General features: G+C 49.9%; 16 protein-coding genes and 2 pseudogenes. 16 read left to right on the top strand and 2 right to left on the bottom strand.

Annotated features, from left to right (window positions below; translation table 11 throughout):
- Window positions 1–33 precede the first annotated feature (33 nt).
- From EP25_RS0105935 to EP25_RS0105915, 5 genes are all read left to right on the top strand, one after another.
- Window positions 34–1434, top strand: a complete 1401-nt coding sequence (locus EP25_RS0105935) for an FAD binding domain-containing protein (protein WP_031433026.1) — start codon at window positions 34–36, stop codon at window positions 1432–1434.
- Complete coding sequence (locus EP25_RS0105930) at window positions 1431–3707, top strand: xanthine dehydrogenase molybdopterin binding subunit (protein WP_031433025.1); 2277 nt, start codon at window positions 1431–1433, stop codon at window positions 3705–3707. The genes EP25_RS0105935 and EP25_RS0105930 overlap by 4 nt, the downstream gene beginning before the upstream one ends.
- Window positions 3688–4170: a hypothetical protein gene (locus EP25_RS0105925; protein WP_031433024.1), complete on the top strand. Its 483-nt coding sequence runs from the start codon at window positions 3688–3690 to the stop codon at window positions 4168–4170. Before EP25_RS0105930 ends, EP25_RS0105925 begins: the two co-directional genes overlap by 20 nt.
- A complete protein-coding gene (locus tag EP25_RS0105920) occupies window positions 4163–5167 on the top strand; it encodes an XdhC family protein (RefSeq protein WP_051906430.1) in 1005 nt (334 codons plus the stop codon). Before EP25_RS0105925 ends, EP25_RS0105920 begins: the two co-directional genes overlap by 8 nt.
- A 318-nt stretch (window positions 5168–5485) precedes the next feature.
- Window positions 5486–5767, top strand: coding sequence for a bacteriohemerythrin (locus tag EP25_RS0105915; protein WP_031433022.1), 282 nt, complete (start codon window positions 5486–5488; stop codon window positions 5765–5767).
- Window positions 5768–6069: 302 nt separating this feature from the next.
- Here the strand turns inward: EP25_RS0105915 and EP25_RS0105905 are convergent, their stop codons facing one another.
- Window positions 6070–7167: an IS91 family transposase gene (locus tag EP25_RS0105905; protein WP_036300033.1), complete on the bottom strand. Its 1098-nt coding sequence runs from the start codon at window positions 7165–7167 to the stop codon at window positions 6070–6072.
- Window positions 7164–8071 (bottom strand): annotated as a pseudogene (locus EP25_RS0105895) (tyrosine-type recombinase/integrase). Before EP25_RS0105895 ends, EP25_RS0105905 begins: the two are co-directional and overlap by 4 nt.
- Window positions 8072–8122: 51 nt before the next feature.
- Here EP25_RS0105895 and EP25_RS0105890 point away from each other — a divergent pair.
- The 11 genes and pseudogenes from EP25_RS0105890 (at window position 8123) to EP25_RS0105835 (ending at window position 23186) form a co-directional block, all read left to right on the top strand.
- Window positions 8123–8680 carry a pullulanase X25 domain-containing protein gene (locus tag EP25_RS0105890; RefSeq protein WP_084190972.1) on the top strand — a complete coding sequence of 186 codons (558 nt, stop codon included), beginning with the start codon at window positions 8123–8125 and terminating at the stop codon, window positions 8678–8680.
- 50 nt (window positions 8681–8730) lie between these two features.
- A complete protein-coding gene (locus tag EP25_RS0105885) occupies window positions 8731–10044 on the top strand; it encodes an IS1380 family transposase (RefSeq protein WP_031432630.1) in 1314 nt (437 codons plus the stop codon).
- Window positions 10045–10233: 189 nt separating this feature from the next.
- Complete coding sequence (locus tag EP25_RS0105880; RefSeq protein WP_051906428.1) at window positions 10234–11523, top strand: alpha-amylase family glycosyl hydrolase; 1290 nt, start codon at window positions 10234–10236, stop codon at window positions 11521–11523.
- Window positions 11524–12084: 561 nt separating this feature from the next.
- Complete coding sequence (locus EP25_RS0105875; protein WP_160172704.1) at window positions 12085–13530, top strand: S8 family peptidase; 1446 nt, start codon at window positions 12085–12087, stop codon at window positions 13528–13530.
- A 305-nt stretch (window positions 13531–13835) separates the two neighbouring features.
- Window positions 13836–14747 carry a C1 family peptidase gene (locus tag EP25_RS0105870; RefSeq protein ID WP_031433018.1) on the top strand — a complete coding sequence of 304 codons (912 nt, stop codon included), beginning with the start codon at window positions 13836–13838 and terminating at the stop codon, window positions 14745–14747.
- A gap of 175 nt (window positions 14748–14922) precedes the next feature.
- Entirely contained in the window at window positions 14923–17358 is a 2436-nt protein-coding gene (locus tag EP25_RS0105865) for a peptidoglycan-binding domain-containing protein (RefSeq protein ID WP_031433017.1), read from the top strand.
- Window positions 17359–17643: 285 nt separating this feature from the next.
- Window positions 17644–18393, top strand: a complete 750-nt coding sequence (locus EP25_RS0105860; RefSeq protein WP_031433016.1) for a hypothetical protein — start codon at window positions 17644–17646, stop codon at window positions 18391–18393.
- A 47-nt stretch (window positions 18394–18440) separates the two neighbouring features.
- Window positions 18441–18749 (top strand): hypothetical protein, encoded by a 309-nt coding sequence (locus EP25_RS0105855; protein ID WP_031433015.1) that lies wholly within the window; start codon window positions 18441–18443, stop codon window positions 18747–18749.
- 120 nt (window positions 18750–18869) lie between these two features.
- Window positions 18870–19301, top strand: a pseudogene (tnpA, locus tag EP25_RS0105850) (IS200/IS605 family transposase).
- Between the two features lie 340 nt (window positions 19302–19641).
- A complete protein-coding gene (locus EP25_RS0105840; protein WP_152555601.1) occupies window positions 19642–20643 on the top strand; it encodes a hypothetical protein in 1002 nt (333 codons plus the stop codon).
- A 383-nt stretch (window positions 20644–21026) separates the two neighbouring features.
- Window positions 21027–23186, top strand: coding sequence for a C25 family cysteine peptidase (locus EP25_RS0105835; protein ID WP_031433013.1), 2160 nt, complete (start codon window positions 21027–21029; stop codon window positions 23184–23186).
- Window positions 23187–23211: the final 25 nt, after the last annotated feature.

Here is a 23211-nt window from a genome sequence, read left to right as displayed (position 1 = left end):
GATTGTTACGCCGGAATGACGAATAGGTGAACCATGCAATTCTTGCTCAATCAACGCAGTATCGACACCGACCGGCCGGAAGGCATGGTAGTGCTCGATTTCCTGCGCCAAGAACAACAACTGATCGGCACCCGCGCCGCCTGCCGGGAAGGCGACTGCGGCGCCTGTCTGGTATTGCTTGGAGAGTTGCGTCATGGACGTTTGCATTACCGTCCCGTCAATAGTTGCTTGTTGCCGTTGGGTCGGATCGCCGGCCGTCACATCGTAACGATAGAAGGCGTTTCGGGTCACGAGCCGAATCCGCTGCAACAGGCGTTGGTGTCGGCGACGGCGATACAATGCGGCTTTTGCTCGCCCGGCCTGGTGATGGCGCTAACGGCATTTCTGTTGAACACGCAAAGTTCTTCGCCGGAGGAAGCGATCGAGGCGGTCAGCGGCAACCTATGTCGCTGTACCGGTTATATGGGCATAAAGCGCGCTTTGCGCGATCTCTGCAATCGCTTCGACCTCGGTGCATCCAGCAAAGAAAATCGTCTCGCCGATTTGATCGAGTGGCGGTTGTTGCCATCATACTTCAACGAGATTCCACAGCATTTGGCGGAACTTGATCCAACGCCTGCAAGTAATATGCGGCAAGGGGTCAAGGTGGCCGGCGGCACCGATTTGTTCGTGCAGCGCCCTCAGCAATTGTTGCAACAAACATTGGTCTTCCTGCCCGAACAGGAAACCATTGAATTGCAGGGCAATGAATGCCGGATTGGCGCCGGCACCCGGATCGAGACGCTGCGCCAGTCCGGAGTGATGAGGCAATTGTTTCCCGCTATAGGCGAGAACCTGAAACTGATCTGCTCGACCCCGGTGCGGCAACAGGCCACGGTCGGCGGCAATCTGGTCAATGCCTCGCCGATCGGCGACATGAGCGTTTTTTTGTTGGCATTGGATGCCTCGCTAACCATCGCTTCGACAGCGACGTTGGCGCGGCGGGACATTCCGCTGAGAAAATTTTTCCAAGGCTATAAGCGAATCGATCTGCAATCGGATGAAAAACTGGCCGATATACGCTTCCGTTGCCCCGAGAAACCGCTACGTTTCAGTTTCGAGAAAGTCAGCAAAAGGACGTATCTGGATATCGCCAGCGTCAATTCGGCGATGTCATTGGAAATAAAGGAGCGGGTGTTAACTAAGGTGCATATTTCGGCTGGCGGCGTCGCCGCGATCCCCTTGTACTTGCATCAAACCGCCGAATTTCTCCAAGGCAAGTCCGTTTCCGCCGACGTGATCAAACAGGCATTGGCGCTGGCGCAACAGGAAATCAGTCCGATCGCGGACAGCCGAGGTTCTATCGCCTACAAGCGTTTGTTGCTGCGGCAACTGCTGATCGCGCATTTTCTGAAGCTGTTACCGGACTCAGTGACCTGGGAGGACTTGCGATGAAACACGCGGATAGCATCTTGCATGCGCAGGGCCGTGCCCGATTCGCCGACGATATCATATTACCGGAAGGCGTGTTACATGGCTTCCCGGTTTGCAGTTCTATGGCCCATGCCCGGATCAAGCGTTGCGATTTCAGCTGGGCTTCGGCAATGGAGGGCGTAGTGGCAATCTTGAGCGCGGCCGATATTCCGGGTATTAACAATATCGGCAATGTCGAGGCCGAGGAAGTGTTGTTGGCCGACAGCGAGGTTTGTTATCAAGGCCAACCGCTGGCGCTGGTCGTCGCCGAAAGCGCGGAATTGGCGCGGCAGGCGGCGAGTGTCTGCAAGATCGAGTACGAAGCCTTGGAGGCCGTGTTCGATCCCCGGGTAGCCGCGCAACGACAACAAACCATCGGTACGACGCGCTGTTTCGCGTTGGGCGATGTCGAGACGGCGTGGCAACAATGCGCTGTGGTGGTGTCTGGCAGCGCCGAAACCGGTGCCCAGGAGCATGTCTATCTGGAGACCCAGACCGCGATCGCCTTGCCGCAAGAAAACGGCCAACTGAAGGTTGTTTCTGCGACCCAGTCGCCGGGCATGGTGCAGCGCATCATCGCCAGGGTGCTTGATTGTCCGATGCATGCCGTCGAAGTCGATGTATTGCGATTGGGCGGCGCCTTCGGTGGCAAGGAAGAACAAGCCACGCCATGGGCGGTATTAGTCGCGCTGGCGGCGAGACGCTTGCAACAGCCGGTCAAATTGCATTTGAGCCGGGAGGAAGACATGCGCCTGACGGGCAAGCGCCATCCTTATTGCGCCGACTTCAAGATCGGTTTGAGCGGCGATGGTAAAATCCTTGCCTACCAAGTGGCTATGTTTCAGAACTCCGGCGCCAGCGCCGATTTGTCGCCGGCGATACTGGAGCGCTCGCTGTTCCATGTCGGCGGCGCCTATTTTATCCCCAATGTGCACGCCACGGCGGTGTGTTGCCGCACTCATCTGCCGCCGAATACCGCCTTTCGCGGCTTCGGTGCGCCGCAGGCGATGTTCATATTGGAGGCGGCCATTCATCAAGCGGCTTTACAGATGGGAGTCGATCCCGCCGAGATTCAAAGCCGGAATCTGTTAAAGGACGGCGATCATTTTCCCTACGGCATGAGTGTACAATATTGCTCGCTGCAGCGCTGTTATCGGCAATTGCAGCAGGATTTCGATCTGCTGCGACGTCGACAAGACATCGAACGATTCAATGCCGAACAGAATTTACAGAAAAAAGGCCTGGCGTTGATGCCGCTGGCCTTCGGTATTGCCTTTACCGCCCGCTTTCTAAACCAGGCCGATGCCTTGGTCCATATTTACGGCGACGGCAGCGTCGGTATCAGCACGGGCGCGGTGGAGATGGGGCAGGGCGTCAAGGTCAAACTGGTCAAGGTCGCCGCGCAAACTTTAGGCATAGCCGAGCAACGTATCAAGATCGAAAGCACCAATACCTCGCGCATCGCCAATATGTCGCCCACTGCCGCCAGCACCGGCGCGGACCTTAATGGTCAGGCGCTTAGATTGGCCTGCCTGCAACTGCGCGAACGTCTGATTCGGGTCGCGGCCAGGGTGCTGGGGTTGGCCGATAACAGCACGTTACACATTTGCGAGGAAAGGGTCGAGGCGGAGGGGCAGGCGACAACACTGGATTGGCGCCGCCTGGTCACCGAAGCCTATCTGGCGCGCTGCGGTTTGTCGGCGCAGGCGCATTATGCGACACCGGATCTGGCTTTCGACCGCAAGCAAGAGCGCGGCAAACCGTTTGCCTATCATGTCTATGGTTTGGCGGCAATCGAAGTGACGCTGGATTGCTTGCGCGGCCGCTATCTGATCGAGCGGGCCGATATCATCCACGACGGCGCCCAATCGCTGGACGAGGCGATCGATCGCGGCCAGATCGAAGGCGCCGTGGTGCAGGGGTTGGGCTGGCTGACCAGCGAGGAAATCGTGTACGACGATCAAGGTCGATTGTCGACCGCTAACCTGACTCAATACAAGATTCCGGATATTTATGCGGCACCGGAAATAGATGCCCGTTTTTTGCCCGATAGCGATAACCCGGCCGGTTTGTTGCAGTCGAAGGCGGTCGGCGAGCCGCCGTTCATGTATGCGATAGGCGGGTATTTCGCCCTGTGCCGGGCGATCGAGGCCTTCAATCCCGATTTCCAGCCGGACTTTTCCGCGCCGATGACGCCGGAGAGAGTATTAATGGCTTTGCATCGACAGGATGGTAATGGCATTACTGAGCGTTAAGGATGCATTTTATGGTGGTTTGATTTATTGCTCGGGTGATACTATCGCGATGTTAATCGGTTCCGACTATCAATTTTCACGCATGCTCGGAATGGCTTTGCTTGGCTCGACCCTTTATGCGATCGAAATTCCGGCTTATTTTCGCTGGTTGGCGAGACGTTTTTCAGGGCGGGGTATCGGCCAAGCTCTTGCACGTATGCTTTTAGCCGCGGCGTTTTTCAATCCACTCTGGATTGCCCGGCATATTGTGTTCATCAACTTATTTTCCGGCGCCTGGCGAGATATCTCATTTGCTATTTTTCCATTGGCTTTGTCTTCTTTCTGCTTCAGCCTTCCGGCGACATTGCCCGCCAATTATGTGATTCAGAATTATATTGGCTTGGACTGGCGCTTCTTCGCCAGCTCGCTGTTTTCGGCCCTGATGGCGATTTATTTCTCGCTGAGCGAGGTGTTATTTGCTTAACTCATCAATTTGGCAATTTCTGATCGACGCTCTGGGCCGGAATGAGCGCGCGGCATTGTTGCTAGTCGTCGCCAGTAAGGGCAGTTCGCCCGGAACCGCCGGCGCGAAAATGGCGGTGACGGTAGATGGCAAAACGCTGGGTACGATTGGCGGCGGCCAAGTGGAGTTCGAACTTGCCGGGCTGGCGCAGAAATCGTTACTTGCTTCCGATCACCCGGCTTTACGCTTATTTCGGCGTTACCACGACGACCATCACGCCGAATCCTCGGGGCATATTTGCGGTGGCTCCCAGCAGGTGCTGCTGTGGCTGTGTCGGGCGGCCGACTTGCACATACTGCAAACCTTGCAAGCACAGCAAGCGGCTCGTCAGCCGGTGGTTCTGTCATTGACCGAACAAGGCGTGCAAACGTCTCCGTGGACTAAGCAAGTTGCGCAACCGTGTTTCGACTATAGGGACCACTCTCATTGGTGTTATCGGGAAACGATCGGTTTGAGGAAACAAGCCTATATCATTGGCGGCGGGCATGTCGGCTTGGCCTTGAGTCAGCTGCTTTCGCGACTAGGTTATGAAGTTAACGTGTTCGATCAACGACAAGAGGTTGTGACCATGGTCGATAATAACTATGCCGACAGTAAGGCGGTCGTGTCTTACGCTCGAATCGACCAAGTTATCCCGGAAGGAGAGAATAGTTATGTGTTCGTCATGACTCATAGCCACGAAACCGATCAACAGGTAATCGAATTATTGGCCGGGAAGCAATACAGGTATCTCGGATTAATGGGAAGCCGACGAAAAATAGACATCCTCAAGCAGAAATTATCCGATCGTATCGGACCTGCAGACTGGGAAAATATTCATGCTCCATTGGGATTGCCGATCAAGAGTCGAACACCGATGGAAATTGCCGTCAGCATCGCCGCGGAACTGATTCAATTCGACAATGCCGAAAATTCGGTTTTTGATGCCATCATCCGGTCTCCTTCCGGACGGAAGTGAAGGGATTAAGGTGGCGAATTATGAAATGGCATGGCTATATAATTGAGCGCCATCACAATTTTAAAGATTCTTAATAGATAAATGATAAATTATTGTTAACATCCAGTATCCGCTGCATGATATGGTGGTTTAGCGAATGAGAATGTAGGCTAGCATACATAAAGGAAAATTGCCATGCCAGTAATGTTCGTTTTATGGCAAGAGCAATTATTCGACAACTGAGAATAAATGTTTGTCAGGCTTATCAATTACATATTGCTAGTTAAAAATTTCTGTCCGAATTGCTGCTGATAAATTGAATTATTGAGTTCGCAGGTAATGAAACAAAAATCCGCTGAATTATTTGAAGTTTTTTTATGGAATGATAATTTCGGAACCCAAATTCCCGTCATTGACGAACAGCATAAACAATTGGTTGCCTTGTTGAACAAGTTGGCATCGTATTTGGCCCGGTTATCCGACTTACTCGAACTGAGAAGCATCATCGCTGAGTTGACGGCTTATGTGGATTACCATTTCAAGACCGAAGAAGCGATCTGGCAAGAATATTTCCAGGATGACCTCTGGTATCGCAGTCACCTAAAGACACATAACGAATAAGGTTAGATTGTAATCGCGGAGCGAGCCACAATCTGAACCGTTTGTTGGACAAGCCCGGTATTCGGAGGGAGCGTTATATAAGAAAATAGCTTTTCGAAGGATTGGGGGATGTGTTGGCCCATTTCAAGCGTTGACGTCGATAAACGGGCTGAAATGGGCGTGATGCTGATCATCACACCCGGAATTTCGGATTTTAGCGGCATTTTGCCCTGAATTCAGACCGAACGAAAGCCTCGGTGCTAAAATGCCCGATGATCGGTTTGGGTCAGTGAGAAATGCCGCTTACATAACCGGTTTTGCCTCTACGCTTTGGTCGAATTCAATGCCATGACAGCCGAAGAACCGAGAATGCGCGTTTTGATAATCTGCAGGGTTCCACCACAACATGGGCATTGGAGTTTCGGGCGGGGCCTGAGCCAAGCGATAGCACGATTGGGATTGACGCCGAGCAAGACTTGCAGCAGACGAATCAGCCGTTTGCTGTTGGGGTGCAAAAAGCCGAAGTTGCGAGTCCGCCTAAAGCCTTTGGGCAGAACATGGCGGAGCATCAGCCACAGAAACTTCACGCCGGGTAGTGTTCGAGTCTGCCACTTTTTGGTTTTGCTGTCCTGGTAACGGAAGGTTACTTGGCCATCTCGGCAGGCAATAATGTCCTTTTCCTGGATAACGCCCTTATAGAGATAACGTCCCAGATAAACCAAGGCTTTATCGCCGCGTCCGACCGACTTGACGTCAACGACCCATTGTTGCGGATAGTAGTCAGGCAATGTCAAACCGGCCTGCGAGATCGCTTCAAGCAATTTGGCCCGAAACACTTTGGCCACTGCCTTGTGATTGAACAAATAGCCTTTCCGGCCCTTTTTACCCTGTTTGGTGCGCCACAGTCGTTTATCAGGATCGATGGCGGCCGCCGGCATCACCAAGTGTACATGCGGATGGTAATCCAATCGGCGGGAATGGGTATGCAACACAGCAATAGCACCGGCATTGCCCTGAAGCTGTTGATCGTTGCGGGTGAAGGTGTTGACGGTATCCCAACTACAGCGGATCAGCAGATCATACAACGTACGTTGCTGTTGCCAGGCCAACGGCCTGAGTTCTTTGGGCAAAGTAAACGTCAGCAAAAAATATTCGGCCGGCACCTGCTTCTGCAACTGCCTTTCCAGCCATTGTTGCGATTCGTGCGACTGGCAATGCGGGCAGCTGCGATGGCCGCAGGAATGCGGCACCAAGCGTTGCCGATCGCAATCATCGCATTGCGCCAACATCACAGGGCCTTGCGACGTGCGGCAGTGTTTCATCGCGGCCAGCGCCTGACGCTGACTGGGTGACAAGCGACCCTGGTAAGCGACCAGAAACTCGGCTTCGAAGGTTTGGATGATGGCGGAAAGCAAGATCATTTGACCGCCCCCCAGTCGATGTCGAAGCCATTCATTAAGGCATTAATCAACTGGCCGGTATTTTGATTCGTGCCGTCGGTCAGGTGAGTATAGCGGGCAGTGGTGAGGATACTGTGGTGACCGAGGATTTTCTGCACTTCCAGTAGATCGACGCCCGCTTCAATCAAATGTGTGGCATAGCTATGCCGCAGACAGTGCGGGGTAATCTTTTTTTTAAACCGCAGTCTTGCGCGACTTGGCGCAGAGCCTTTTGCACGCCACCGCGATCCAAAGGGCTCTGCGCGCGCTGCGCGCCCTTCAAACCGCCATGGCGATTGGGAAACAACATGACCGGATGCCGGTGAACTTGCCAGAAGCGGCGTAGCAAATCCAGGGTGGCAGCCGGCAACGGCACCAGTCTATCCTTATTGCCCTTGGCATCTCGGATATGCACGCGTTGGCGACCGGCATCGATATCCCCAACCTCAAGACGCAATCCCTCGCCGAGGCGCAAACCTAGACTGTAGAGCGTGAAAAAGAACACCCGGTAACTGAGAATACGCGTGGACTGGAAGATACACCGCGCCTCGTCGACAGTGACGATATCCGGCAAACGTTGCGCCTTCGGCGGCTTGACCAACTGCGGCGCGACCCAAGGCTTGCGCAGTACATGGGTGTAATAAAACTTGAGACCGTACAGGTCCAACTTGACCGCACTCCAAGAATGCGACTCCAGCAAATCGGTGAAATAATCGGTCAGTTGCTGTTCGGTCAACGCATTGATGTCTTCGTTGAAATACTGGCCGATACGTCGAATCGCACGGGCATAGGCCTCGATCGTCTTGGGCTGCAACCCTTTAAGTTTGAGGTGTTTCAGATGGCTTTGATAGTTTTGCTTGAAATGGGATTCGAATGATGTTGTCATTGTCGCGTAACCTCATGATTCGTCATGGAATAATCCCTCTTAAAAGAGGGCGTGAGATTACATTTTATAAATTACCGGCTACTGCCGCTTTTCTCCGCGTTAGCGGCTTCGTCCAACATTCAATCCATCCAGGTTTGTGGTGACTTTCAAAAAGCATTGGGACAGCCTAATAACTGGAATCCCGCCACAGCCCCTACGATGACGAGACACGATCATGATGAAGGGGAAATCTGGAGTTACCAGACACCAGAGGAAATTCCCCAGGGTTTCTATCAATACAAATATTTCGTAACTTTCAAAGATACTACTGAACCTCCGCGTTGGGTGAGCGATCCATTTGCGCGTTATGGCGGAGAAAACAATATGAATGCCGCGGTCGTTGTTGGCGGAAGTCGGCCGGAAAATAACCAAGTCGTCTCGCTGTCCGGAGGTCGGAAGCCAGTGCGTGATCTGGTTATTTACGAATTGATGATCGATGATTTTACGGCGGAATTTCGCGGTGTCAGGGCCCCCCTGGATGCTGTAACAGATAAGATCGATTATTTAAAGGGTTTAGGCGTTAATGCCATATCCCGAATATTTCATGATAGAGGCGGGCAAGTTTGTTGATATTTGATAAAATTCAGTTACTTAGATTGAATTTAACCAACAACTTGCCCATGACAAATTGTACTCCAGCTCAAATAGAATTTCCTCCCTTAAAACGCCGTAAAATAGACGCCCAATTCAGTGGTGGAGCGATCACCAGTGATGGCGGTGTGCTGTTGTTACGAGCGGTTGACCAGCAGTTAGGGTTAACCGAACGGATAGCGGCGCAGATTCCTGACGCCAGAGCCCCTGACCGCGTGCAACACTCTGTGATCAACCTGCTCCGTCAACGGGTTTATGGCTTGGCGTGTGGGTATGAGGATTTGAATGATCATGACACGCTCAGAAATGATATCGCCTTTCAGACGGCGGTGGAAAAGGATCAGACATTGGGCAGCCGATCCACCTTGTGCCGGTTTGAGCAGCAGGCGGATCGCGCCTTGATGTGGCGAGTTCATGAGGAGTTGCTGGCACAGTTTATCGCTTCGTATGAGACACCGCCGAAATCGTTGATCCTGGATTTCGACGCCACCGACGATCCGGTTCATGGCGAACAGGACGGACGTTTTTTTCATGGCTACTATCGGCACTATTGTTTCCTGCCGTTGTATGTCTTTTGCGGCCATCACTGCTTGGTCAGTTATCTACGTCCCAGCAATATTGATGGCGCCAAGCACAGCTGGGCGATTCTGGCTTTGCTGGTTCGGCGCTTGCGTCAGGCTTGGCCGGACGTTGACATCACGTTTCGCGGCGATGGCGGTTTTTGTCGCCATAAGATGCTGAGTTGGTGCGAGCGGCATCGCGTTCACTATATTGTCGGGTTGGCCAAAAATAAACGCTTAACGCGCTTAAGCCAACCCTGGATTGAACAAGCCCGGCAACAGTTCCAAAGCGAACAGCAGAAACAGCGTCTCTTTACCGATTTCCACTATAAAGCCGGCACCTGGAAACGCCGACGCCGTGTCATTCTTAAGGCCGAACACATGAGCCAAGGGAGTAATCCCCGCTATGTCGTAACCAATCTGGACGGCGATGCACAAACACTCTATGAAACCGTTTACTGTGCGCGAGGCGACATGGAAAACCGGATTAAAGAACAACAATTGGATCTGTTTGCCGACCGCACCAGTTGCAGCCTGTGGTGGCCGAATCAGTTTCGTTTGCTGTTATCGACACTGGCCTATACGTTGATCCATGCGATTCGCCGAATCGCCCTCAAAAATACCGAACTAGCGACAGCCACTTGCGCCACCATTCGCCTGAAATTGTTTAAAATCGGTGCCGTCATCATTCGTAACACCCGTCGTATTCGACTGCTGTTCAGCAGTCAGTATCCGTTTCAATCCTTGTTTAAATCCGTTTGTCAGCGCCTGTGCCCTGATTAGTACAAACAAAGTGCTGTGCCCGGCACGCTGATAAACAATGGGGTAAGGGGAAGTTGCGCCTGAAAAACGGAAATCAATGCTTAATTCCCTTTTTGACCGCTCAATTTCTCCTTACGATCGCATGTTTTAAAACAAACGAGGGTTTCGATAGGGTTTCAAGGGACTGATGAAATATCCGGGATATTATTCATGCCATGGACCGCCTGGAACGACGAGCAATTCAATTGGGGCTATACGCCGTCTTTGTATTATTCGGTTGCCTACCGCTATGCCAATGACTTGAATCAACCGGCCGAGAAAATCTCGTGGTTGAAGAGATTGATTAGCGAATGCCATGAAAAGGGAATACACGTCATCATGGACGGTGTCTTCAATCATGTTTACTGCGGCTTTCCCTATAAAGTGTTTTATCAATACTATGACCGGGACTGTCCATATGCCGGTAAGTTCTATGGTGAGTTCGAAGGACTCCAGGATCTTGATTTCGATTACAGCTGTACCCAGGAACTTATTCTGGACGTTTGCAACTATTGGATCGACGAATTCAAAATCGATGGGATACGCTTCGACAACACGGTCAATTTCTATCAAAAGGGCGACAATCGCGGCTTGCCGCAATTGATGAAAGAGATCGAACAAAAAATGGCCAGTGCCGGAGAACCTAATTTTTCCCTGACACTAGAGCATCTTAAGATGGATGCCGTCGATGTGACCAAAACGACTTGCGCGTCGAGCTATTGGGACAATGCATTGTTCGGCCAGTGTTTCGATGGACTTTGGCATGATCGCATTCAGCCGCAATTGCTCGATGTGATCAACAACAATCGCTTTTTGCTGGGGAGCGGAAAGATTCCCACCATTTACTTGAGCAATCACGATCATTCGCACGTCAATTGGCAAGCCGGGGCCAAAGATAATGCCGGCGCGTTGCAATGGTATCGAACCCAACCCTATGTGATCGCGATGATGACCGCTCCCGGCGCACCCATGGTCCAAAACGGTCAGGAATTCGCCGAGGATTATTGGATGCCAGAAAACGACCATGGCAGCGGCCGACGCGTACAGCCGCGCCCCTTGCATTGGCGCTACAGCAAGGACAAATTCGGCGCCGCATTATTGGCAGTTTATACGAAGTTGATTCAGTTGCGGCAACGCTATCCGGTTCTTCGTGCCGACGGTTTTTACCCCGAACATTGGGAAAGCTGGCAAACTCGTTTTAATCCGGAAGGGGTCGGCGTCGATACCGAGAAAAAGCTGTTGGTTTACCGTAGATATCATGTCGACGACCAAGGTATCTTGCAACATGCCGTAATTTGTCTGAATTTTTCCAATCTGAATCATTGGTTGGAGCTGACTTTCCCCGAGAATGGTCAGTGGGTGAATCTTTTGGTCGAGCCGGAATGGACGATCCACGTTCAAAACCGACGCTTCGGACTCGACGTGCCTTCAAACTGGGGCATGATTTTTTATAAGGGTTGATCTATTGCAAGGGGCAGAACAATAACATTTTTGATACAAACATATAGGTAAGGAAACCTTAAGATGATGCATGAGAATTAAGAATTTGAATGTATCGATATGAATCCGTTAGTGATAATTACTGTGTCGGAGGGTAAAAACAGAAGCATCGATTCCAAATAATAAAGATTTCATGGCTCATCCTGGATCTAATCCATTGCTCTAGTGCTTGTTAACCATTAATAGAAAAACGGGATCTAGAACAAATCTAGTTGCAGAGCCTAATTCGTGAGGAGGCAAACCATGTCTAGAAAAAGAGTAATCATCGAGTTGCGGGTGCAAAGATCAGCCAATGCGGCTGAGTCGTTAAGGACCGCTGCAGCATTGCAGGTTGAGGGATTGACGATCGATCAGGACTACAAACCCGTTCCAGTCAATCCAGCCGAAGAGCAACTCGAAAGTCTGAGGTTGGCCAATGAAGATATCGTCTTAGTACGAGGTGAAATAGACGAGGAAAATGAAGAACAGCTCAAGTCCCAAGCTAATGTGGTCAATGTTTGGACCGATGCGATTATCAGACCCGTGGCAAAAGGCGATATTCCCCCTTTCCCTCTCGATACAAACGGCGGTTGTACGCCGAGAGATTGTGAACCAACAACGGCGAAGGGCAATATTCAGGATGTCGCCCGCTATCTCGGCTGCGATAAAATTTGGGAAAAAGGTTATAAAGGGAAAGATATCGTCGTCGCGATTTGCGATACCGGTTGCGACAAGAACGTGCTGCCGGTAGTCGATGGCTGGTCGCCTAATTTCTTTTTTCCACCTGGCACCCATCTTCCTGTAGAAGGTGGTTGGCATGGTTCCATGTGCGGTACCGACGTTATAGAAATGTGTCCGCAAGCCAAATTGTACGATATTGGCGTTTTAAAAAGCACGGCCCAAGATGTCTCGGGTTTTCTGTCTGATGCGATCACGGGGTTTCAGTGGGCCATCGATCGCTACAAGCAAGACGGTACCCCTCATATCATGTCAAACAGTTGGGGCATGCCGAAAGAAGATTTCGGACCGGACTATGCCAATGACCCTAACCACCCCTTTACCCGTAAAGTCGTCGAAGCCATCGACCTAGGTATCATCGTTACCTTCGCGGCCGGTAACTGTGGCGCTTATTGCCCGAGCAGCGTCTGTGAGGGCGATACCGGACCGGGAAGAAGCATTTGGGGAGCAAACGGTCATCCCAAAGCCATCACGATCGGTGCGGCCAATATTAAAGAGGAATGGATCGGCTATTCCAGTCAAGGACCGGCTGCCCTCGACCCGAAAAAACCGGATTTTTGTTCGATCAGTCACTTCAAGGGATATACCGAGTGTGACAACGGCACATCGGCGGCGAACCCGATTTGCGCCGGGGTCATCGGTTTGCTGAAATCCGTTAACCCCGATTTGACCCAGGATGAAGCAAAGTCAATTCTTCAGCAGACAGCCAAGAATATTTGTGAGGAAGGTTGGGATGCTAATTCCGGCTACGGCATTATTCAGGCTAAAAAGGCTTATGAGGCGCTCAAGCAAGAACCGACGCCAACCCCAACTCCGACGCCGGAAGAATGCCGCGAATGTTTATTGGCAACGAAGACCATTCCGTTTTATGAAAACCATTCGATTCCGGCCAATACCGGAATAAGCAGCGGAGTCTATACGGAAGTAGATGGTTACCGCTATCTCAATGTTTTCGTGGAATTCGAACAAGAAGAAGCCGCAGAAGAACCGGTATCACTCGGTATCATGTTTGCCTTCGGCACCAATGGTAAATACGGCTCACGCCGCTATTTCAATTTTGAAGAGAATTTTTCGGGTACTGCGGATCCCCAGATGATAACCCTTTCGGGCAAAAATTCCTGGCATGGCGCCCAAGGAAAAAGCAGCTATACCGCCCGTATTCCGGTAATGGGGCCTTTCGTTCAAGTTTTTCCTTTCAACCAAGAAAATAAGAATCGCAAAATCAGTGTAGTGGCATATTTAACAACCTGAATCATCTGCTAAAGCGCTGAATTAAATCATTGAACAGGAATAAATCAAAAAAAACGTATAACTGCTTTCCCTAATCCTTCTTTTCGGATATTGAGAAGCTACGAGGGTGACAAACTCAGAAAAAATTGCTTGTTAATAAAGCTTTTAAATTTGAAATGATAAGACCGATCGTAAGGAGAAGCGCCGATCGGTCATTAAGGTTTATTGTTATGTTTTACGCCTGATGAACTCAAGAATGTGGGGCTGGCAGAATTCATATTCGCTCACTTACTACGAGTTTCATTTATCATAATAGGAGAACGAAAATGGACGAAATCACAGTTAAATCAAAAGGCATGGGTTGGCATCGTGACTTGCCGGATTATAGAGACTACACTCCAGAACACCGAGAAATTAAACCATTACTCAAGAAGATGAACTTAGCGGCGTTAGCGGCACCGGCTTCCTTGCCGAATTCAACTGATCTTAGGGCATGGTGTTCATCGATTGAGGACCAACAAGATTTGGGTTCTTGCACGGCCCAGGCAGGTGCCGGTTTGATAGAGTTTTATGAAAGAAAGGCCTTCGGGACGCATATCGATGCGTCCCGGTTATTTCTCTACAAGGTGACCCGAAACCTGCTGGGCTTGATCGGCGATACCGGCGCCTATTTAAGTAGCACGATGGCCGCAATGACGTTATTTGGGGTGCCGCCGGAAAAATATTGGCCGTATACCACCGCGAAACCGGGACCGATAGCGCCGCCCACAACTCATTTCGACATGGAACCACCGGCATTTTGCTATGCCTTTGCCCAAAACTATCAATCCGTAAAGTACTACCGGCTTGATCCTCCGGGTGTCAACCCAGCTGATCTGTTACAACGAATCAAAACCAATCTAGCCGCAAATATGCCCGCAATGTTCGGGTTTACGGTATACAACTCGTACCAATATTCGGGTTCCAACGGTCATTTTCCATTTCCTTGTCCGACGGAAAAAGTCATGGGAGGGCATGCGGTTGTCGCTGTAGGCTACGACGACACTAAAAAAATCAAGAACCCGATATGCGGGAAAAAAACCACGGGGGCTTTGCTGATCAGGAACTCTTGGGGGACCGGCTGGGGCGAAAACGGCTATGGCTGGTTACCGTATGACTATGTTCTGCAGGTACTGGCCGATGATTGGTGGACGCTTTTAAGGCAAGAGTATGTAGATAGTAAACAATTCGGTTTGTGAGGTGCGCAAGGGATTTATGCAAGGACGGCCAATTCCCGTCCTCACCGCATTTATTCATAGTGATTGCGCTTCAATTTTCGGTACTTTATTTCCTTTTTCTCAGTGAGAAAGGGAATAACTGAATTTTGTAGGGCACACAGAATAATTTTGATACTTCTCAGCTTAAGGAGAAGATATGAATACTTTATCTTTAAATTCACAAGGGGATTTTGTTCGAGAAATCCAAGGTAAACTTCTCGAACTTGGTTTCGAGCCTGGGCCAATTGATGGCTTATTCGGTGAATGTACACGCAGGGCGGTGGTCTGTTTCCAACAAAGTAGAAAGCTAGAGGCCGATGGGATTGTAGGACCGATTACAGCCAATGCGTTGGGAATTAAAGTTGATTTTCAAGTTCTTGAGATTGAGCGCGCTAATTTCAGAGCATTGTTACTGACAAATCCAAACTACTTTGGAAACAAGCGCGTTTCCAAGTACCAGCCGGTCAAGCAGAAAAAGAGCGACACTTCTTATGAAGAATTGAAATGCGTAGGTTATAACCCTCATGTGAAACAACTGTACGCAGTGGTCCATATCAAGAGGGACTATGGTTTTCTAGGGGGGCTTTGCTCGACCGGTAGTACCGAGTATATACGGTTTTATATCGACTGGAACAATGACGGCCGCTGGATTGACGCAGGTCTGACTCATATTGCCGTCTTTGATATCCCTGGCGACAAACCGTTGGAATATTCGTTGACCCTCGACATCGATCCAGTGGAGAAACCTTGTGCTATCGAGAACCTTCCGAAAGTGCGAGCCATCCTTTCTTGGAACGATCTACCGACTGCAGGAGACCCCGATTATCTGCCGGTCTGGGGTAACATGGTGGAGGTGAGAATCCAGATAGATACCCTCAACGGCAAAACGGTTGCTTTGGGCGATTTTTTAAAATTGGGTAAAGCCACTTTCCCCGACAGCATTCTCGATAACATTGACCTTAATCAGCCTGTTTCACTCGCTGACACTAAAGAGCTCAGCATCGGCGATTTAGCCAGCGCTTATAAAGAGAAAGGCGTTCCGGCTCATCGCTTCACTTTCTCTACAGTAAAAAAACTTTCTATCAAATCGGTTGACGCCGGTATCGCTCATGACGAATTGTCCGAGCTCCTGTCTGGGTACGATATGAAGGTTTCCGAGGTCGTGGAGGCCTTGGCCGCGACCGACGGTGATACGCGCTACGAGGAATTGAAGTGCGTCGGCTACGATTCTCGGCGGAGGCATCTTACTGGAATTCTTAACGTCAAGCTTCCCTACGGTTATTCGGGTAGCTTGTGCAAGAAAGGCAGTTTGGAGTATGTCGCTTTTTGGGAATGGGATGAGATCGAAGCGATATGGCTATATCTAGGCACGGCTGTCGTAAATACGCACGATGTTAAAAGCATGCCTAGTGGAGGTATACAGTATGCCGTTTCTTTAAGTGCGGATTTTAGTCATCGCCGTCGTCCTTGTACTAAAGGGCCGAGCGAGGCAAGAATTCGAGCGATCCTGTCATGGGAAGAGCCGCCTCCGCCGCATAACCCAAATTGGGTACCTAAGTGGGGAAACCGGGAGGAAACCAGAATACACATCAAGCCGGGGCCAATCGTAACAGGAGAACATATTCCTTATATCGAAACGGTTGGGAATATGCACGTATGCGACATCAATCAGGGTACCGGCTTGGCCACCGGTGAGGGGATTATCGCTCACTTTGATGCGGACAGAAGCCCATTTGCACAAACTTTGACTGTGACGGGTTATATCGACAACCCTCCGGCAGGCGTTATGGAAGGAGCCGCAATCCCTTTGAAGTATAAGATTTCGGTTCGCCCTTATGATCCGATTAGCCCTCAGCCATGGCAATCACTGCACAATGATTTTTCAGTATGGGTGAGGGAAGAAATCGGTCTCAATCCCCCCATTCACAAGAAAATCAAGCAAAAGATCGATCCGGCGGATGGTTGTTATACCTATCTTGAGGATCCTGGCGGATCTCATGAACGTCATTATGTTATCCCGGTTTTAGCCAAATGGCATACCAGTGCTCCCCATACCGGCTTGTGGGAAATCCGGATCATGGCAAAACTTCCATCCGATGGAGTGATCTATGGTGGCGTGCTGATATGTGCGGCGGATGGATCAACCCGAAGCGTTGTCAGGGTGCGGCTGGACAATAAGGAGCCGGAGGTAGCAATCGGATTGACAGGCTATCAGCGTGGTAGTGATCCAACGGTACACCCGATCGGTACGAGCACATCGGAAAAATGTGGCAAATTCGTCATAGGCGACGTATTGCATGGTGTCTATGACGTTAAGGATGCGCATTTCGGCACACTGACCCTGACCGTCGCACCTAGCGGTCCCGCCCATGGAACAACGGTCAACCCGCCGTTAAGAAGATTCGACATTGTGCCGACCAGTGGTGAGTTCGGAACATGGACGTTAGATACTAAAAATATGGAGGCATGTGGGTACATCGTCAGGCTTTGGGCAAGAGATCGAGCCATCGTTGACAGTGGCTACATCGGTCTTCGGAACACTGATGATGTTGGCTTTTGTTTAGAGGAACCTTTAGCAGAAGAGAGCGCTTAGGTTTGGTTAAGAGTTAGGGAGTAGCAGTCGAGACCGCAGGGTGTCGACTGTTACCTGTTTGCTTGTACTGTTTGACTATACCACCTCCGTAATATCAGGGGAGAAGCATTACCGAAAAAGACATTGTATAAATTACCTTTTCAATCTATGACATTGAAATCCTTGAATAATAAGTGAATAAGATCTTTAGTTAAGATGTAGATGCAGTTTCTTAGAACTCGGAATGGGATATGCCCTGATTTCTGAAAAGGTTTACCCAGTTAGTGAACAACTGTGAGAGATCATATGAAAACCGAAATTGATTATGGTAATTGGGAGATTCATCCTCACTTAGCCAAACCGTTCCTACTCAAGAAAGTCAGAAAAACATCAGAAATGAAAGTGATGGCGACCAAGTACGAAGGGTCGATCACGTATCTTAAGTTCTGGAACTTTTGGGTGAGAGCGGGAACACCCGCCAACACACCGACGGAATATTTTTTCCACAATTTCGAAAGCGGTTCAAGCCAAGTAAAGATGCTGATTAATGCCGTGGGGGTTCCCACCTATTGGCCGCGTACAGAAAAAAAGGTTTGGAATAGAATCGTTGCGGTCTGGAGTTGGTTAGCTGAAAACGTAAGAGTCGATAATACCGACTATGCTGGCCTGACCTCCGAAGATAGGTGGCCTTCCCTTGAAGAGTATGCTCACTATTTTTCGGATCATCATCGTTTGGTGTGGGCAGCCTGTTTTTCAAAGGCGCACCTTTTTGCCAGTTTGCTGGGTCGGGTTCTACCGCGCTGGCATATCATTATCGCAACAGCTCATCATACCGAGGCAGGAGCGCCGCCGACCGCATCGCATGTCTATGTTGGCGTCTATTTGGCCAATCGTTGGTATTACTTGGATCCATCGGCTGTTTATACCGCGCCCTTGCCACGTTTTAAAGAGAAAAGATCCATCGGTCCCTTTGAAACGGTGGACTACGAGCATCCTTTCCGGGTCTTACCGATACCACTTTTCCCCTTGAATTTAGTGCCTTACTTGCCGGCATAAGGGCATGAGAAAACCATTCCTCATGATTACTTTATTGGAGACGCAACATGAATCTATCAATACGAAACAACAAAAAAAGATATTGGTTCCCATATGGAGTTCTTGCTCTTATTGGATTCCTTACCTCGTCATGCACTTACATGAAGATGAATCCGCCGCCCGATACAGATAAGGCATTTCTTGCGGGCAATAACACGTGTTATCTTGCAACGGCGGCAAATATGCTTGCTGGCGCCGGCTACGGGACGGGGGGCACGGTACAAGCCAGAGCAGATAATATTTATGCTAATTTAACCGACCATTTTGGTACGGCAAACACCGGCTGGACCGATACCGCCCTTAATTATCCATCATAAGGTTTAAACCACCGGCTTTAGCCGGTCAGCTTTAGCTGCGATAATTATCCATCATAAGGTTTAAACCACCGGCTTTAGCCGGTCAGCTTTAGCTGCGATAATTTGCCCAAGGAGGTGGCGATGGACTATAGATACGGCAGCCATACGGTTTACCAAATTGAGTATCATTTTGTTTGGGTTACGAAGTATCGTTATAAAGTGCTGAAGGATGAAATAGCCGAACGAGTGAGAGACTTGGTGCGGCAGACATGCGAAGCCTTTGAGATACGGATTATCAAAGGTGTCGTGAGCAAAGATCATGTGCACATTTTGGTGAGTGCGCCGCCGACTATGGCCCCAAGCGAAATCATGAGGCGAATCAAGGGACGAACTTCGAGCTATCTGTTCGAAGAGTTCCCGCACTTGAAAAAGCGATATTGGGGTCGACATTTTTGAGCCCGCGGTTATTTTTGCGCCACAGTGGGGCAAATGACTGATGAGATGATAAAGCAATATTTGGAGCATCACTTTGAACCTAATCCAAACGATAATTTCAAGATGGAGCCCGACTAAGACGCGTCGTTTAGTCGACGCGTATCCGGACTTTCAGTCCGTTATTGGAACCCACCCGCTTGAGCGGGTGGTTGTTTAGTGGTGGTTGGCATCCACTCATAACATATGGCCCACCAATCCTTACACCGTAGTCACCGTATACGGTAACAAGAATCCCAAAAATCCTTGGGCCAATGTTAACGGCAGTCGCGATATCGCTAACGAGCTACGACAATGTCATTTTGTTGGGTTAAGTATCAGTTGGCCTACCAATGCCCCAGGTGTAATCGGCAGTGGCGGACATGCAATCACGGGATGGGGGGATCGCAGCTGGCTACCGTGGAAAGGTTACAATGATGCGTTGACCGATAATGCCGGGGTAGTTCGTTTAGTCGACTCCGACCAAGATACCGGCGGTGATGTGCAACAGTATAGCTATGATGATTTTACTGACCCTAATCCAGGCGGCGCCAACGAAGGTAACGGTTGGTATATCGACTATGACCCTAACCATCCCTATATTAAACATATCGTCACGCTCTCTCCGACACAAAACGTCGGGGGGGGAGAGATGAGTCAGCGCGTGGTGGGATCATATAAGTTGTATCAGACTAAATCGGCGGCTGCGACAGATTTACACTATCGGGTTGGAACCGATGTGGATATCCTGTCTTATCTCACTCGGATCAACTGGGGCACCGAAAATACGCCGAGCATACAAGAAAACCAGCCTCACCGCACCCGTTTGACAGTGGATTGGGATTTATCCGATAAACCGGTTCCTCAAAACAGTTCGATCACAATCACGACAGAGTTTATCCTTAGAAACTGGAATGCCATCAATTATAGCGATGTCCATTTTACCTATCCCGACGGCAGCATTCAGACTGTTTTTCCGGATATCAGCTGGGATTTTCGATCTCCAGTTGTGGCGGGTGCCGCGCAAATCGCAAACGTCACCGGTGGATATGTGGTTGCCAGTTTCGATGTCATTGATTCACGGCAATCCGCTAATAACCGTTTGATCGGATCTTATCGTTTAATCCATCAATACAGTTTTACCCAATCCCCGGAAAAACATACATTTCATATTCAAGGGGAGAATGGGTTTAAGATTAGCCATCTTCGGTTTGGCCATAGTTATAGTTATTTAAACCGTGAGTCGTTGTGGGCGTTTCAACAATGGATGACTGATTTAGGCAGTGCTTCATACAGCTTGGATGGTTCGCCAACGACCGTGAACATCGATTGGACCGGACGTCTACCATATCCAGAAGGAGAGGATATTAAAGGGCGAATTCCCGATATTAAAAAAGGAGAGACGCGGACAACGCCCAGTATCTATGAAAAAGACGTCAAATAGGAAAAAGGAGGTACAAAAAACTAATGTCAAGTATTACCGATACTGATTTAAGAAGTCGGTTATAACGCCTAGACAAACTCATTATTAGGCTCATTTTTCACGGCTAGGTATGGATTAAGACGTATGTAAGCCAAGTCTGGAAGGTTATCCCGATGGCTCCGCGAAGCCGGGCCATCGGGTTTAATTAGGAGCGAAAGCATCGAAAAGCTAAATACTACGATTAACTCATCGCCATCAATCGAATCAAAACAGACACTTATGGTCTCCTAATTTAGCCCGTTAGATTTCAAGAGGATGAAAAAATGTCCAGAGATCCGCCATAACGCTTCTTTGACCTTGAATTGATTGCTTTACAAATTTTTTTCAAGAATGGAGAAAATGTCATGTCAGAATTTCTATCTCTATCCCCTTCAGGATTGCCTGAAGAATTCGATCTAGAACTGCATTCGGAGAAGCCGGTTGTATCGGTGGAAGAAAGGGAAGATCATATCGAGATCAACTACATCTTCCCTGGTTTCACTGTGGGCGACAACGAACAGCAGATGGAAGACCAAACCCTACCGTTCAAGGAAGTGGGAATCTCCGGAGCCGGGTTTGTGTCCGAGAGCGGCAAGCCGCTCCTGCCTTCGTTCGGACGTTTCGTGCAGATCCCGCCTGATTGCGACTATGAGGTCAGTAGCAAAAAGAGTAAACCCGTCAAGTTCGATGATATCTTGGTCACACCAGCCCAAGAGCAGGCCACCGATCAGGCCGATGAAGCGGGAGAATTTGAATACGACGTCGAGGCCTACGGCAAAGATACCCTGTATCCAACGGACGTGGTGCAGGTCGGAAAGCCACAAAACATGAACGATTACAGAGTGCTAGCGATCCATGTGCGTCCACTCCAGTACAGCGCCGGCAAACGCCAACTGGTGGGCTATAGCAACATCAAAATAACCATCTGGTTGAAAGCGAAGGAAGCAGCAGATGAGGAAGGTATGGAAGAATTCCCGCTTTGGGAGCCGTCCGTAAACCTTGAAGGTTATGGTAATCTGGTTCTCAATCCGCGTCGTCGTATCGCCGAGAGAATGCCTGTAAGTCGAGCACCAGGTTCCATAGTGATTCGACCCAGGGGCCCTGAGTTTCTCATTATCTACGACGACAAACTCAAGAATGCCGCAGAACAATTGGCTGATTGGAAGAACCGCAAGGGCCTGATCACCGAGACTGTATCTATAGCAACTGTGGGTAACACGGTAAATAAGATAAAAAAATATATCCGGAACCGTCGCAAGTTTTTACTGTATCGCCTTCGCTATGTTCTATTGCTCGGTGATGTCGCGGCCATTACCTCGGAGCAGCATCCTGAACCTTTCTTCATTCCAGCTGGTTGCCCCGCATCCTTTTACAGTGACCATTACTTCTTCACTTCACGGGATCCAGAAGACTCCGACGATTGCGTATTGCCGTGGATATCCGGCGGTCGCATTCCCGTTAAGTCGCTGGATGAGGCAAAGACTGTTGTCAAGCAAATCATCGACTACGAGCAAATCCCGCCCTGCGACCCCGACTACTATCTTCGCATGACCTTTGCTGCGTATTTCCAGGACGATGGACCTCAGGACGGGCGTGCCGACAGGGCCTATATGAAAACCATGGAAGGCATTCGTGACCATATGGTTTCCATCGGTTTTGACGTGGAGAGAGTGTATGTTTCCAATAACCCCAATCCGCAAAAATACAAGGATGGTACAACGGTACCGGCAGAGGTGCGTAACGCCATCGTAGAGGGTGACGACGCTACGGATATGCTGATCTCCGAAACCTCCGAAGGTCAACTCGCGGTAGGTCATAGAGATCACGGTGGCAAGACTGGTTGGGCTCATCCTTCTTTCACGAGTGGCCATTTAGTGGCCATTCTAAGCCGATACCCATCGATGTTCTACAGTATAAACTGCTTAACAGGTCGTTTCGATGACATTCCTAGCGACAGCTTCGCCGAGGATATTATGCTGCTGAATGGAGGAGCCCCGTCTTTGCTTGCGGCTACACAATGTTCCGGTACCTGGCGTAATGACAGCCTGATAAAGGCCGTGTTCGACGCTATGTGGCCAGGTGTCATTAGTGGATTCCCTGGCACCAGCGCGAGCTATGCGATCAAACACAATCGTCTCGGCGATATCCTCAACTATGGGAAATCCTATCTACTGGTTGCACACGGCACCAATTCCGGGGTTAAACACCATTTCGAAATTTACCATGTGGTGGGCGATCCCACTCTGCAGTTATGGGCGGATCAGCCTACTATTATCAATTTGCACGCTAGCATCCAGCGCAACAAACTAAATATTCACGTCAATCCCGCAGCGGCGGAGGCGGTAGTCACAATCTGGTACCAAAGAAAACTGGTAAAGCGCGCAGCTGTTTCCTCAAAGCGTATAAGTATACCAGTAACCGACTTACGGCTAACACCATCGCGTATTCCAACGCTTCGGCGTTATCTCAATGTCTGCGTCTCGGCTCCAGGCTATAGGTATGCCGAGACACGGGTGAAGCTATAGAGAAGGCATAAGGGCGTTCCTATTT

It is taken from the genome of Methylomarinum vadi, assembly GCF_000733935.1.
Taxonomy (GTDB): Bacteria; Pseudomonadota; Gammaproteobacteria; order Methylococcales; family Methylomonadaceae; genus Methylomarinum; species Methylomarinum vadi.
The sequence above is the reverse complement of the archived record's forward strand: the minus strand, read 5'-3'. Positions and strand labels throughout refer to the sequence as shown.